Origin of the sequence: Veillonella sp. CHU740 (assembly GCF_003992055.1) — a bacterium.
Taxonomy (GTDB): Bacteria; Bacillota; Negativicutes; order Veillonellales; family Veillonellaceae; genus F0422.
Genome location: NZ_RQVD01000001.1, coordinates 247,638 through 262,287, shown reverse-complemented (window position 1 = coordinate 262,287; position 14,650 = coordinate 247,638). Strand labels below are relative to the sequence as shown.

Sequence of the window (14,650 nt, the reverse complement as noted above, 5' to 3'; positions counted from 1 at the left end):
CATGATTAAAATAATTATTGCACGTGGGAATTTTAATAATAAAACGGCAGAAGCATTTAAACATATCATGCGTGGAGAAGGATACACCACATCACCTTATCATTTTTATGTGGATTGTAATGCAACAATCACAAGGCTAAAAGACATTAGCACTTTAAATAAAGATGATGAATTAAAAATAATGGTAGATTGTGGAAAGCTAAAAAAGATTAGTGAGAGACAAAAAAAGAAACTCCATAGATTACTTGCAACTGTTAAGGCACGTTTTAAAGGAGATGTGCAAGACTATGAAAAGTTATTACTATGAAGGTACTGTTATAAAAAAAATCAAAGGAACATTTTTATTAGATGAAAATATTGACCCTGAAGATTATATAGATAATCTAGCATGGAAAATGGATTCATTTTTTAATGATGCAGAATATAATGGTAAAATCACGGATATTGAAATTGATAGTGTTGTAGAAATTTGAGGTAAAATATGAATAAATTTGTGTCTTATGAGATTAAACCTTATGTGTATATTTCTAATGAAGGTGACGTAGAAAAGTGCAATGAGCTTGTAAACTTAGTCATTAACGAAAAATTAGAGGGATATATTGAACAGGTTATTTTGTATGATAATTGCTACACGGTGAAGTATATTGATGAAGAATTGAAAATAGAGTGGGAAACAACTACAGATAATGTAGTATCATACACTATTGAAGAAGGCATTCTACTTGATAGTTTAGCCGTGAAACAGCTTGAAGAACTTCTATCACGATGTGAAGAAAGTATGGAAGCATATATTATTAAGCATACGCAACCCGTACAGGAGTAAATATGAAACCATTAATTGATTTTAAATTAAAACATACAGTTAGGGTATATGCAGATACTGAAAAGGCATATACCCTATATGATTTGAAAATAGCTGAAGAATTAGATGGGTATCAACAAACAATGTTTTATAAGCAAGTTCGATACAAATTAGCTATTAAATGGCTAGGGGTGAATTGTTGGGAAATAGATGATTATGACAACACAGCATTATGTTTTAGTCTCAATCATGTAGGAGAAGAAGCTGTGTTAGATATGCAAGAAGCAGAAGATATACAAACAATATTGAATCTTTTTAAAACTGATATGTATCGTTACGTTAATAAAAATAAGTCGATGAAGGAATGGCTAGAAAGTGAAGATATTCACGTAACAATTTAAGGAGTGGACACAATGAAAGCACCAAATACCCCAATTAAATTTGAACTTTTAATACAAACCGTAGGACGTGATGGACATTTTATTACTGATGGTAAGAGATATTTCCGTATTAACAACCTACAAATTGACCAACGTTTAGAAGGCTTTAGTGACACTATTGTCTTACCTGACTATATGGGTAGAAAAACTACATATAAAGTATATTGTGTAAATAATGTATTAACAATAGTGAAACTTTCATTAATTGGAAGAGTAGAATTGAGTCTTTCTATTGAAGAAAACTTTGTTTTACTTGAAGTGGATGCAGAATATTTAAGACGAATTTTATATACATGTTTGGAAAGTATGAATGCATATACAAAGAAACAAAACTTTGTAGATAGTACATACACCCCAGTTGAGGTTAAGGATACATGGAAAATGATAGGCTAAACAAACAAATTGTAGAAATGCATTTACCTTGCCCATCTTGTGGTAGTCATGATGCCTTAACAACCTACGCAGATGGGCATTCCTACTGTTTTAGCTGTAAAGCTACAACATTTCCGAAAGAAGACCAAGAAGGGGGAACTGTTACCTCCGCCCCCTCTTGTGTCTTTATCCAAGGGCATTTGCAAGCCTTAAAAGCTAGAGGTATTACCCTTGCCACATGTAGTAAGTATGGATATGTTACAGGTAGTTACCAAGGCAAGCCTTGCCACATAGCCAACTACTATGATGAATATGGCAAACTGAAAGGGCAAAAACTACGTTTTCAAGACAAAACATTCAAGGCGATTGGCAGTACTACAGGTACATTCTATGGACAACAACTATATTCTAAAGGTAAGCGATTAATCATTACCGAGGGTGAAATTGATTGTCTAACAGTGAGCCAAATTTATGGGAATATAGCATGTGTTGTGTCTATTCCTACAGGTGCTGGAAGTGCTAAAAAGACGTTTGAGAAAAACCTTGAATGGCTGAATAACTTTGATGAAGTTGTTGTAGCTTTTGATAGTGACAAAGCAGGCATTGAAGCTATTGAAAGTATTCAAGGAATATTGCCAAGTGAAAAACTAAAGGTAGCAAGGCTACAGCATTACAAAGACCCTAACGAGTACCTTATGGCAAATGAGGGGGATAAGTTAGTAAATGCAATCGACAATGCGAAACCCTATAGCCCTAGTAACATTATCAACGGTAGTGAACTATGGGAACTCTTAAAAGAAGAACCTGAAGAAGTCAGAGGTTACTCCCTACCATGGGAGATTGATGCAGATACAATGATCAAGGGCATTCGTAAAGGGGAAATAACATTAGTCACGGCAGGTACTGGTATAGGTAAGAGTACGTTTGTACGTGAAATACTCTACCATTTAGGAGTGCATCAGCACATGAAAGTAGGCATCATGATGTTAGAGGAGAATACCAGACGAACCGCAAAGGGGATTATTGGTATCCACTTAAATAAACCTATTCATATAAGCCGTGTAGAGGTTAGCGACAGTGAATATAAACAAGCCTTTGATGAAACTTTAGGTAAAGGACTGTTTGTCTTATATAATCATTTTGGATCATTGGAAACTGACAAGCTATTAAATGCAATGCGATACATGGCAGTCAGTGAAAGATGCGATTTTTTGATTTTAGACCACGTGAGTATAGCAACGAGTGGTATTGAAGCGAAGAACGAAACAAAGATGATTGATGTTTTGATGACAAGACTACGTAGCCTTGTAGAAGAAACAGGTACAGGCATGGTGGCAATTTGTCATTTAAAACGTACAGAAGACAAAAAAGCACATGAAGAAGGTGGCCACGTATCACTAAATCATTTAAGGGGCAGTCAATCGTTGGCACAATTAAGTGATACGATCATAGCCCTTGAACGAAACCAACAAAGCGAAAAGGATAGGGATGTTATGGGTATACGTATACTAAAATGTAGACATACAGGTAACACAGGGTTAGGAGGCTTTTTGTCTTTCAATCGTGAGACAAACAGATTAGAAAAGTATCAACCACCAATGGAAGCATATGGATTCGATACTGAAGATAATGGAGGTGAGTTCTAATGCTTATCTTTGATATAGAAACAGATGGGCTATTAGATACTGTTACAAAAGTACATTGTGGGTGTATTTACAATACAGCAACCGAGGAATACAAATTATACAGACCACAAGAAATAGATAAAATGCTAGAAGAATTATTAAATGCTGATAGCATATGTGGACATAATGTTATCATGTTTGATATACCAGTATTAGAAAAGCTATATAACGTGCAATTTGACCAAGAAAAAGTCATAGATACATTAGTATTAGCACGCTTAGTATATTCTAATATCAGTGATATTGATGCAGTATTGGTAAGACAAAATAAAGTATCAAGCAAGTTATGGGGCAGTCACTCATTAAAAGCCTATGGACAACGATTAGGAGTTTTGAAAGGTACCTATGCAGAAGATACCGAAGATTGTTGGGCTTGTTTTAATGAAGACATGCTAGCCTATAATAAGCAAGACGTGGTAGTCACAAAGAAATTATATGAAAATTTGTTGTCTAAAGGATTTACCGAAGATTCAAGCCTACTTGAGCATAAGGCACAGTGGCTTATGTTTAAAATGGAGCAGAACGGCTTTCCTTTTAATCTTGAAAAAGCATACGAACTCAAGGCAATACTTGAGACTGAAAGACAAAAAGTAGAAGCAGAACTAACAGAACAGGCTCCATTAATTCCAGATAAAGTATTCATACCAAAAGTGAACAATAATAAATTAGGTTATGTAAAAGGAGTACCAATCCAAAAGTATAAAAAGTACAATCCAACGAGCCGAGACCACATGAAATATATATTTGAGACACACTACAAATATGTGTTTAAAAAATGCATGTATGATAAAGACGGTAAATTAAAACTTGATGAAGAAGCCTTAAAACATATTGAAAAAGACGAAACAACGACAGACGAAGTACGGCATATTGCTAGCCTATATCGTGTGTCTTTTTTATTGTCTAAACGCTTAGGGCAATTATCAGAAGGTAAAAATGCATGGCTAAAGTTAATAGGTAGTGATGGTAAAATCCATGGTAAATGTAATCCTAATGGTACAGTGAGTGGCAGGGCATCACATAGTAGCCCTAATGTAGCACAAGTACCTAGTGCAAATAGTCCTTATGGAAAAGAGTGTAGAGAATTGTTTGAAGTACCACAAGGATGGTATCAAGCGGGGATTGATTGCAGTGGGTTAGAGTTACGATGTTTAGCACATTATCTATATCCGTATGATCATGGAGAGTATGCACATGAAATTCTTAATGGAGATATCCATACAAAGAACCAAAAGAATGCTGGACTAGAAACACGTAGTCAAGCCAAGACATTTATATATGGCTTCCTATATGGAGCAGGTGATACCAAGATAGGAGAAATTGTAAATGGTACAAAAGATGCTGGGAGAATGCTTAAGGAAAAGTTTTTAAAGAATACGCCCGCATTAAAAAAGCTACAGAAGCAAATTAAAGACACACTATCTAGGTTTAATACAGCAACAAGAAAAGTAGAGATGAAACGTAACTACTTATATGGATTAGACGGAAGAAAGTTATATGTACGTTCCTTGCATAGTGCATTGAATTTACTGTTACAGTCCGCAGGAGCCCTGATTTGTAAACAGTGGATAGTACGCACGGAGCAACGATTATTAGAGCGTGGATTAAAGCATGGATGGGATGGAGATTTTGTCTTGATGGCATGGATCCATGATGAGCAACAAATAGCATGCAGGACCAAAGAGATAGCTGAAATTGTTGTCTTAGAAGCACAGCAAGCTGTACGAGATGTAGGGGAGCATTATGGATTCAGAATGCAATTAGATACAGAAGGAAAGATAGGAGAAAACTGGTATGGCACGCACTAGGGGATTGTATGTAATCATAGCCTTAGTGGCTTGTATCGAGAATGATATGCGAGCCCTAATTACCTATTTAAACTATGATGGCAAACTAGTAGATGAAGCTAAAGGAGTAGAACGATTTTTAGTAGATATTGGTGTCTTCATGATACCACTAGTAAAAAGTCATTCCTGGAAATTACGATGCATTGATGACTATCAAATGTGGTGTGACGTATTTTATACCATGGGTAAATTAGTAAATCAGATTAATATTCAAATGAAAAAGAATAAAAAAGAGGTGCTGAAAGTATATCCACAATTAAAGGCTTCTTTTAGACGTTGCCAAGAATTGAAAGGTGTACTTTTAGAATACAACCTATTTTTAGAGGAGGTATACGAAAACAGATGAACGAAGAAACGGTACGTACTAGAGTTATCTTAGACGAGACAATAGAAGAGAAATACCCTATTAATTATGATGTATTGCAAGAGTTAGCAGAAAAGGCAAGTGCATTAAACAGTTGTACATTTGTTCCTTATTGTGGGTGGTATAAGGGAGAGAAAAGTACGTATGTTGAGTATTTAACATTTAGAAACGTCTTACAACAATTTTATATTAGTATTATTATTGACCTTTTACATAAGGATGGTATAGAAGAATTCACAGCAACCTTTTTATCCTATAGAGTGTTATTCAATTTAGTTATCAATCATGAGAAACAATGGCATGTAGATATTTTTAACACATGCGAAACACCTAAGGAAGCATGGGAACTGTTTAATCGAATTGAATATCTAATCAATAACTTTGAAACAGAAATCTTGTTGTCTGATACGGAGGATACCGAGGATGTTTAACTTAGAAAGGTTAGAAGCATTAAAAACTAATGCACTTATTGTAAGAAACGGATTAAATGAGTCAGTTATTACTACATCAATTTATACAGAACCTACCATTGCACAAGCAATAGCAGTATTTACTGCATGTGATGCACTTGTATCTAATGTGGATGATTACTTAACAGCTCCTGAAGAATATGGGGACAGAAACCTTGACTTATTTTTACAAGGGATGCACTACCTATTCCGTAGTATTTGGACAGATAAAATAGGTTACTGTTCCGTTGTATTAGGTGGTTGTACACATGGAGTAAGGGGACATTTTGGTGATATGACTGATTCTTTAAAGGAACAGCTGTATTACGAAGAAGCATAAATGATTAAGGACGAACTATGGACGCACCTTGTAAAAATTGTCCATATAGAGAAGTGGGCTGTCACGATAGGTGCTCCGCTTATCTATCTTTTAGGGCAGAAAAAGATAAAGAATGTAAAGACCGTTTATTTACTATGCAGATTTTTTATTATCCAAGTAGTGATAGTACTTGTTTTAAAAACAGAAAGACATTCCAATGGAGACGAAACGTAAGGAGGTATTAGTATGACACCATGGCATGAGTATTTGATGGATGTATATATTACATCTAAGTTCTTAGTGGCTATTACATGTATTCCAATTGGATTACTTATGACTGGTATAAACGCAGATTTACATAATTTTAAACTAACTATATGTGGGTTACTTTTAGCCTTTTTAGGCTTAGCGATTCCAATGCTATTACCTACACAGCAAGTACTTATAAAACTTTTAGATTGGTAAAGGAGCAAATAAGATATGACTACTGAAGATTACGAAAAACGTATCAGAGATTTACAGACAAAAATTTTTGTCTTAGAAAATACGGTAGAGACCTTAACAGATGATGTAGACAATTACCGATTAGAATTAAATAATGCAAACAACAAAGTAGCTTATTTACGTGGCTACATTCATGGGTTTAGTGAAAATGGCTTTGACGAAACTATTATTTGATGCAGACATGCTATTATATATCGCATGTGAAAAGGCAGAACATGTAGTACATTGGTATGATGATTTATATACATTACATGGCACTTTAAATGAAGCTATTATCCATTTTGATAATCACGTACGAGATTTAATTGAGTTAGTATGTGAACATTGGGAGATAGAGGGGGAGTATGAAGTAATTATGTGTTTATCAGACAATGAGCACAACTTTAGAAACCTTATTTACCCTGATTATAAAGCAAACCGTGGTGAGAAAAGACGGCCAATATTATATGCACCTATGAGAGAATGGGTAATGAATAGTTATAATGCTGTTTGTCTACCATGGCTTGAAGCCGATGATTGCTTAGGGTTACAAGCAAACTCTAAAGACACAATTGTAATCAGTGGTGATAAGGATTTACGTACAGTCCCTAGCAGATTTTATGACTTTTCACGTAATATATTTTATGAGTACGATAAAGAAGCATCAGATAACTTTCATCTAATCCAAACGTTAACAGGTGATCCTACTGACAATTATAAAGGGTGTCCTAACATAGGTATCTCAAGAGCAGAAAGACACCTAGACAAAGAAGGATACAATTGGACAAACGTTGTGAATATGTATAAAAAGCAAGGTAGCACAGAAGAGGAAGCCCTCACGAATGCACGCCTTGCTTTTATTTTACGTAAAGGTTTTTACGACAAAAAGAACCAACGTATCCGGTTATGGCTACCAAATACAGACAAAAAGAAACTACCTATCTTAGATTTAAAAGCACAACAGGAGGACTTTTAAATTATGGTAAATCGTGAAGATGTATATGTACATAGTAACCTTGTAGAATTTATTGAAGAGAATTTTAGTTTAGACTATCTACTTAATAAGCAAGGATGGAATAGTGATAAAGTAATCGGTGCTTTGTGTCTTAGAACAGAACTACTAGCACTGTTACATCGTATTAAACAGGAACAAGACGAAAAGAGGTATAACGTATGAATGACCCAGTAGTATCTCCTAGTCATTATAAATTGAAAGGCTTAGGAGACATTGAAAGTATAGATGTGCTTAGGGCTGTTTTGTCTAAAGAAGAATTTAGTGGTTTCTGTCATGGAAATACATTAAAGTATCTTATCCGTGCTGGAAAGAAAGACAACAAAGTACAAGATTTAGAAAAAGCAAAAGTATATTTACAATGGCTAATTGAAAATGAAATGAAAGGGGGTGAGACAGAATGAGTTTTTTAGGACATCTTTTAGGTAGTATCTTTGGAGGATTATTTGGAGGTGGAAATAAAACAATTACAATTCCACAACCAACGGTTAGAGCACAAGACCTGGTGCCAAAAACAGAAGCAGAAACACCTGAAGCACCACAATTAGGGCAGACAAAACAGAAGAAAGGCCGTAAGTCATTATTAATTGATCGTAACACAGGCGGTACAGATTATAATGCAACAAATATGTAAGGAATAAAAAGATATGGCGACACAACAGGAACAAGCAATATTAGCTAAAGAAGTATTTAAAAAGCTTTCACAAGCAAAACAACCCTATATAGATAGGGGAATTAAAAATGCTAAAGTCACTATTCCTATCTTATTCCGTGAAGAAACAGACGATGGTAACAAGGCACTAGATGATTTATATTCAAGCATTGGTGCACGTGGTGTTAATAACTTAACATCAAAACTCATGCTTGCTTTATTTCCGCCTAATGAAAAGTTCTTTAGACTAGGGCTAACACCTGAAATGAAAGGACAATTAGTAGGACATGAAGACAAAATAGCTGAAGTGGAGCAACAGCTGATGCAGATTGAAGACACAATCATTCGCAGTATTGAAGAAAACCAAATACGAATTACCATTCAAGAAGGCATATTGCAGTTATTAGTAACTGGAAATTGCCTTCTTTTTTTGCCTCCAAAAGAAAACGGAAGTAGGTTATATAGCCTACATGATTATGTAGTAGAGCGTGATGCAATCGGTAACATCCTAAGGATATGTACAAGGGATAAAGTAACAAAACGATCACTACCGCCACAATTGTTATCGATGGTAGATGAAAGTACAAAAGAAGATACAGTGCTTGAAGTCTACACACTAATTGTAAGAGAGCAAGATAAATTTGTGTCTTTCCAGGAATTAAACGGTAAACGTGTGGCAGGGAGTGACCAAACATTTCCAATTAATAAAAGCCCTTATATACCTATTCGAATGAGTAAACAGGATGGGGAACATTATGGGCGTTCGTTTGTAGAACAATACTACGGTGATTTAAAAGAATTGCAGAACCACGGAAAGGCATTATCTTTCACATCCGCAGTAATGAGTAAAATCATTTACCTTGTACACCCTAATGGCGTGACGAGAGCACGAAAACTACAAGAAGCAAAAAGTGGTGATTTTATAGATGGACGAGTCGAGGATGTGCAAGTACTACAGACACAAAAGTATAACGACTTAGCTATCGCAAAAAACTACATGGATAACATCGAGCAACGATTGAGTTTTGTCTTTTTGATTAGTAGTGCAGTACAACGAAATGCTGAACGGGTAACGGCTGAAGAGGTTCGTATGGTAGCACGTGAGTTAGAAGATACCCTAGGTGGTGTCTATGCGATCCTTACGCAAGAGTTACAACTACCACTTATACGGCAACTGTTAGCAAAACTCATGAGCCGTGGTGAAGTAGTACAACTACCAGACGGCTTTATTGAACCTACTATTACAACAGGAATGGAAGCATTAGGGCGAGGGCATGACTTTAGTAAATATAGCACATTTATTCAAATGTTAGGTGCTTTACCAAACGGCATAGCATTCTTAAAAATTCCACAATTAATTACATCACTTGCAACATCTATCGGTATTGATACGCAAGGGTTAGTTAAAACAATGGAAGAAATACAACAGGAACAAGAAGAAGCACAAGCCCAACAAATTGGTATGCAAGCAATGGAAGGAGGATTAAAAGGTGGAGGTAACGAGTAATGAAGGCGTAGTTACAAATGAAGTAAGTGTTAATGAGGAAAGTATTCCACAAGACACAACACAGACTAACGAAACTACACCAACAGAGGGTACACAAACCGAGGGAACACAAACCCAACAGAACACAGAAACAAGTGGTACTAATACATCTATTACCCAAAGTGATGTAGATAGTATTAATGCCACAGAGAATGCATTACAAAAAGATTTAGAAGCACGTGGCGTAGATTTTACAGCAGTAGAAAATGAATATCTACAAAACGGTAGTTTATCCAATGAGACACAAAGTAAATTAACTCAAGCTGGATACCCTAAAGAAGTAATTGATAACTATATTCGTAACGTAGAGCGTGAGGCAAATGCTTTTGTGTCTACGGTACAAAGCTATGTAGGGAATGAGCAAGAGTGGAATACCTTTGTGTCTTTTGTGCAATCACAAGGTGATACAGCAATCAATCTATTTAATGATGCAATTAACACAGGCAACTTAGGTATTATCCAAGCAACTGTAGGGCAGTTAAAGACACAAATGGTAAATACCTATGGAACAAATAACCCTACGTTTATGAGTGGGGGCAGTGCTACAGGAGCCGTACAAGAAGGCTTTGCAAGTAGCTATGAAATGCAACAAGCGATGAGTGATAAGCGATACGGAAGAGATAGAGCTTATACACAAATGGTGGAGCAAAAAGTTATTAATTCTAAATTTGATTATTAAAGGAGAAATGAACAATGGCAAACTTAACTAACATTCAACAACCAGGTAAAAATAATGGAACAGGTACACCACTTGATTCCTTGTTAAAAGTATTTAGTGGTGAGGTATTAACGGCATTCAACCGCCAAACATTGGTAATGCCTAACCACATTGTAAAAACAATTGAGAGCGGTAAATCCGCACAATTCCCAGTAAGTGGCCGTGCAGAAGCACGTTATTTACAAGCAGGGGCTAACCTTGATGATACACGTACAGAAATGAAACACAACGAGAAGTTAATCCACATTGATGGCTTGCTTGTGTCTGATGTATTAATCACAGATATTTATAATGCTATGAGCCACGTAGATTGGCGACAAGAGTACTCCAAACAATTAGGGGAAACATTGGCACAGCATGCAGACTTAGCCGTATTAGCTGAAATGGCAAAACTTGCTAAAGAGCAAGAAACATTACCAGGCTTAGGCGGTGGTACTGTTATTACAAAAACATTAGGTGCTGGAGCAACAGGTATCACGCAAGCATTAGGTGATGCAGTAATTCAGGGTTTAATGGAAGTACGTGCAAAATTCACTAAGAATTATGTACCAATGGATGAACGATATGTATATATCACTCCAGAAGCCTATAACTCTTTATTAGCAAGCAAAACAGCTATTGATCGTGATTATGGTGCAGTAGCTACAATTGTTGACGGTAATCTTGATAAATTGTTAGGCTTTAAAGTTATCGAAGTACCAAATATTTCCACAGGTACATCCGCAAATGGCGTTATGCAAGGTGTAGGGCATGTATTCCCTAGTGACTTAACAAACGTAGCATTTATTGCTGGACACCGTTCTTGCGTAGGTACTTTAAAATTAAAAGATTTACAAATCGAACATGGTCGCCGTATGGAATACCAAGCAGACCACATTGTGGCAAAATATGCTATGGGACATGGTGGTTTACGACCAGAAGCAGTAGCAGTATGCAACATTAAATAGGATATTCCAAAGACAACAAATTAAGGGAGTAGTAGCAATACTATTCCCTATTTTTGTGTCTGTTCTATTATAAATAAAGTAAACTGTCCTGAAGAAAGGATGAAAAGTATGATTATAACACCAAATACAACACTAGATGCTATCAATGAAATGTTAGCAAGTATTGGCGAAGCTCCAGTTGATACTTTAGAAGAAGTAGAAAACGTGGATGTAATGAATTGTAAACGTATTTTAGATAGCGTTTTACAAGAGATACAAGAAGAACAATGGAGCTTTAATTACCATCCACAATATACATTAACACCAGACACACAAACAGGATACATTTATTGGAGCCCTACTTTCCTAAGACTAAAAGGAACGGACGGTAAAGTATATCAAGAAAGAAGTGGTGTCTTATTCTCACTCACAGATAACACATCTACATTTACATCTCCAATCACGGTAAGTGTAGTTATTCTAGTACCGTTTGAAGATTGTCCTACAGCGTTCAAACGATACGTTACAGCAAGGGCAAGCAGATTATTTAGTAGCCGTTATTTAGGGGATGGACAAGTAACACAAGAACTATACGAAGAAGAACAAAGAGCACGAGCAAGATTCTATAGTTATGAAATTGATATGACACATCCAAGCATGGCGAACAATTCAGAAATTCAACAACTTATGAATAGAGGTTAGTATGCGAGTATCACAGACGATCAAGAACATAGTGGCAGGTATAAGCCAACAGCCCCCAATACTTAGACATGCAGAACAATTAGAAGAACAAATTAATGGATATAGTACAGAAGCTGATGGACTACAAAAAAGACCACCAACAGTATTAATGAAGAAATTGAAATCATTTCAATTAGTACAAGACAAACAGCCTAAAATTCATTTAATTAATCGTGATGAAAAAGAACAGTACTTTGTGTCTTTTAATGGTGAAAGAGTACAAGTGTTCGATTTAAAAGGTAATGAATATACCATTAAGAATGCAACACATCCATACATACAAACAAATAAGCCGTTAGAAAACATACATACGATTACACAAGCTGATTATACGTTTATATGTAATACAGAAAAAGTTACAAGGATGAAAGAGGATATGGAAAGCAATGCCTATGCAGATGGGGTATTAATTTTTATCAAAGAAGGACAATATGGGAGGTTATACTCTATAAAATTAAATAATAAAGAGATAGCCTTACATTCAACACCTACAGGGAAAGATCCAGACGACACAAAGTGGTTAGATACTATTTACATAACAAACGCATTAAGTACTAGTTTAAATAGTCACGGGAGAAAACATATTAAAGGGGCTCATTGGATTTACCTACAAGACATAAAAGAAGGGAAAGTTACCGCTAGTGATGGGTTTAACAATCAAGCACTGAAAGTTATTCGAGGGGAAGTAACAAAAGTTACTGATTTACCATCCACCGCTCCTGATGGATATATTGTAAAAATTCGTGGTGATGCAAATAAAGACGATGACTATTATTTAAAATATGATGAAAAAGCCAATATATGGAAAGAAACAGTTAAGGATGGTGTAAAGACCACAATTGATGCAAGTACTATGCCACATGCACTAGTAAGAAACAGTGATAATACGTTCGAAATAAAAGAACTGGAATGGGATAAACGATTAAGTGGAGATGAAGACAGCAACCCTACCCCTTCATTCATAGACAACAAAATTACAGATATCTTTTTCTTCCGTAACCGTTTAGGGTTCATTAGTGGTGAAAATGTGTGTCTTAGTTGCAGTGGCGATTACTATAACTTTTTTGTAGATAGTGCTACAGGGATCATTGATACAGACCCGATAGACCTAGGTGTATCAAGTACTAGGGTGTCTACATTGCATAGTGCAGTACCATTCAATCAAGACCTTGTATTGTTTAGTGACTCCGCACAATTTATCTTGCATGCAGAGGGTGTCTTAAGTCCTAAGAATGCTTATTTAGCACAGGTTACAGCCTTTAGTAATGATACAGCGGTAAGACCTGAAGTAAGTGGACGTAACATTTATTTCACATCAAAACGTGCTGAATATACTTCTGTAAAAGAATATTATGCAATAACGAGTGATAGCTCCATTAAGGATGCAAGCGATGTAACAAGCCATGTACCTAACTACATAGCTAATACAGTATATGATTTAATCAGTAACACCAATGAAAACTTATTGCTTGCTTTGTCTACGGCAGATAAGACAAAAATCTATGTATATAAATATCTATATGCACAAGAGCATAAACTACAAGCGAGTTGGTCGCATTGGCAATTTAAAGGTGAAATCCTAGGGCTAGGCTTTATCAATTCATCCTTATACATGCTAATGAAATATGATAACCTTGTGTGTCTTGAAAGACTGGATATCACATTTAATACAGAAGATTTTGACAAAGAACCTTATCGTTTAATGATGGACAGAAAAGAAAACATTACATTACAGGGTACATATGATGAAACCTTAAGTACCTTTACCTGGAATGCAAAAGAACATTTTGAAACACAAGGGGACGTAGATTTTAAATACTTTATTGTCTTATACGATGGTAGAGTATTTGAAGGGACAGACAACAAAGTTACAATACCTTTTGTAGAAAATCTAAATGGCCAAAAAGCTTATGTAGGAATTGCTTATAATTACAAAATTAAACTATCTACTATCTACATTAAACATAGAGAGCAAGAAGGCACACAACCAATGGATAACTATAGGTTAATCCTACAGTATTTAAAGTTACAATATTCATCAACAGGTAACATGTTTGTCTTAGTGCAAAGCACAGGGAAACCAATTCGAAAGTATCATTTTACAGGACGTAAAGTAGGTAATGAAGTAAATAGAATTAATGTACACCCAATCATTACAGGTGAATGGAAAATACCTATACATGGTACAAATACAGACACAAGTATAACAATAGAAAATGATTCACCGTTACCTAGTACTTTAATTGGTTATACATGGATGGGGAACATGACAAATCGATTCAGAACAATTTAAA

General features: G+C 35.5%; 21 protein-coding genes. All 21 read left to right on the top strand.

The features are described 5' to 3' along the window. Window position 1 precedes the first annotated feature (1 nt). The 21 genes from EO115_RS01265 to EO115_RS01165 all read left to right on the top strand — a co-directional run bounded on the left by EO115_RS01265 (window position 2) and on the right by EO115_RS01165 (window position 14,649). Entirely contained in the window at window positions 2–307 is a 306-nt protein-coding gene (locus EO115_RS01265) for a hypothetical protein (protein WP_126937178.1), read from the top strand. Continuing rightward, a complete protein-coding gene (locus tag EO115_RS01260; RefSeq protein ID WP_126937177.1) occupies window positions 288–473 on the top strand; it encodes a hypothetical protein in 186 nt (61 codons plus the stop codon). Before EO115_RS01265 ends, EO115_RS01260 begins: the two co-directional genes overlap by 20 nt. An 8-nt stretch (window positions 474–481) precedes the next feature. After that, window positions 482–823, top strand: a complete 342-nt coding sequence (locus EO115_RS01255; RefSeq protein WP_126937176.1) for a hypothetical protein — start codon at window positions 482–484, stop codon at window positions 821–823. 2 nt (window positions 824–825) lie between these two features. After that, on the top strand, window positions 826–1,203 hold the full coding sequence (locus EO115_RS01250) for a hypothetical protein (protein WP_126937175.1): 378 nt from the start codon (window positions 826–828) through the stop codon (window positions 1,201–1,203). A gap of 12 nt (window positions 1,204–1,215) precedes the next feature. After that, a complete protein-coding gene (locus EO115_RS01245) occupies window positions 1,216–1,635 on the top strand; it encodes a hypothetical protein (protein ID WP_126937174.1) in 420 nt (139 codons plus the stop codon). Further along, on the top strand, window positions 1,617–3,260 hold the full coding sequence (locus EO115_RS01240; protein WP_126937173.1) for a DnaB-like helicase C-terminal domain-containing protein: 1,644 nt from the start codon (window positions 1,617–1,619) through the stop codon (window positions 3,258–3,260). Before EO115_RS01245 ends, EO115_RS01240 begins: the two co-directional genes overlap by 19 nt. Next, window positions 3,260–5,107 (top strand): DNA polymerase, encoded by a 1,848-nt coding sequence (locus EO115_RS01235; protein ID WP_126937172.1) that lies wholly within the window; start codon window positions 3,260–3,262, stop codon window positions 5,105–5,107. Before EO115_RS01240 ends, EO115_RS01235 begins: the two co-directional genes overlap by 1 nt. Continuing rightward, window positions 5,094–5,492 carry a hypothetical protein gene (locus EO115_RS01230; protein ID WP_126937171.1) on the top strand — a complete coding sequence of 133 codons (399 nt, stop codon included), beginning with the start codon at window positions 5,094–5,096 and terminating at the stop codon, window positions 5,490–5,492. Before EO115_RS01235 ends, EO115_RS01230 begins: the two co-directional genes overlap by 14 nt. Continuing rightward, window positions 5,489–5,941, top strand: a complete 453-nt coding sequence (locus EO115_RS01225) for a hypothetical protein (RefSeq protein WP_126937170.1) — start codon at window positions 5,489–5,491, stop codon at window positions 5,939–5,941. The genes EO115_RS01230 and EO115_RS01225 overlap by 4 nt, the downstream gene beginning before the upstream one ends. Next, complete coding sequence (locus EO115_RS01220; RefSeq protein WP_126937169.1) at window positions 5,934–6,299, top strand: hypothetical protein; 366 nt, start codon at window positions 5,934–5,936, stop codon at window positions 6,297–6,299. Before EO115_RS01225 ends, EO115_RS01220 begins: the two co-directional genes overlap by 8 nt. 225 nt (window positions 6,300–6,524) lie before the next feature. Next, window positions 6,525–6,743 carry a hypothetical protein gene (locus tag EO115_RS01215; protein WP_126937168.1) on the top strand — a complete coding sequence of 73 codons (219 nt, stop codon included), beginning with the start codon at window positions 6,525–6,527 and terminating at the stop codon, window positions 6,741–6,743. Window positions 6,744–6,758: 15 nt separating this feature from the next. Beyond that, window positions 6,759–6,956 carry a hypothetical protein gene (locus EO115_RS01210; protein ID WP_126937167.1) on the top strand — a complete coding sequence of 66 codons (198 nt, stop codon included), beginning with the start codon at window positions 6,759–6,761 and terminating at the stop codon, window positions 6,954–6,956. Then, window positions 6,916–7,737: a hypothetical protein gene (locus EO115_RS01205; protein WP_126937166.1), complete on the top strand. Its 822-nt coding sequence runs from the start codon at window positions 6,916–6,918 to the stop codon at window positions 7,735–7,737. Before EO115_RS01210 ends, EO115_RS01205 begins: the two co-directional genes overlap by 41 nt. 3 nt (window positions 7,738–7,740) lie before the next feature. After that, complete coding sequence (locus EO115_RS01200; RefSeq protein WP_126937165.1) at window positions 7,741–7,938, top strand: hypothetical protein; 198 nt, start codon at window positions 7,741–7,743, stop codon at window positions 7,936–7,938. Further along, window positions 7,935–8,177 (top strand): DUF3310 domain-containing protein, encoded by a 243-nt coding sequence (locus tag EO115_RS01195; RefSeq protein WP_126937164.1) that lies wholly within the window; start codon window positions 7,935–7,937, stop codon window positions 8,175–8,177. Before EO115_RS01200 ends, EO115_RS01195 begins: the two co-directional genes overlap by 4 nt. Continuing rightward, complete coding sequence (locus EO115_RS01190) at window positions 8,174–8,407, top strand: hypothetical protein (RefSeq protein ID WP_126937163.1); 234 nt, start codon at window positions 8,174–8,176, stop codon at window positions 8,405–8,407. Before EO115_RS01195 ends, EO115_RS01190 begins: the two co-directional genes overlap by 4 nt. 13 nt (window positions 8,408–8,420) lie before the next feature. Continuing rightward, entirely contained in the window at window positions 8,421–9,932 is a 1,512-nt protein-coding gene (locus tag EO115_RS01185) for a portal protein (RefSeq protein WP_126937162.1), read from the top strand. Further along, window positions 9,916–10,650, top strand: coding sequence for a hypothetical protein (locus EO115_RS01180; RefSeq protein WP_126937161.1), 735 nt, complete (start codon window positions 9,916–9,918; stop codon window positions 10,648–10,650). The genes EO115_RS01185 and EO115_RS01180 overlap by 17 nt, the downstream gene beginning before the upstream one ends. Window positions 10,651–10,664: 14 nt before the next feature. Then, window positions 10,665–11,636, top strand: a complete 972-nt coding sequence (locus EO115_RS01175) for a phage capsid protein (protein ID WP_126937160.1) — start codon at window positions 10,665–10,667, stop codon at window positions 11,634–11,636. 108 nt (window positions 11,637–11,744) lie between these two features. Beyond that, on the top strand, window positions 11,745–12,317 hold the full coding sequence (locus EO115_RS01170; protein WP_164724020.1) for a hypothetical protein: 573 nt from the start codon (window positions 11,745–11,747) through the stop codon (window positions 12,315–12,317). 1 nt (window position 12,318) lies between these two features. Continuing rightward, window positions 12,319–14,649: a hypothetical protein gene (locus EO115_RS01165; protein WP_126937158.1), complete on the top strand. Its 2,331-nt coding sequence runs from the start codon at window positions 12,319–12,321 to the stop codon at window positions 14,647–14,649. Window position 14,650: the final 1 nt, after the last annotated feature.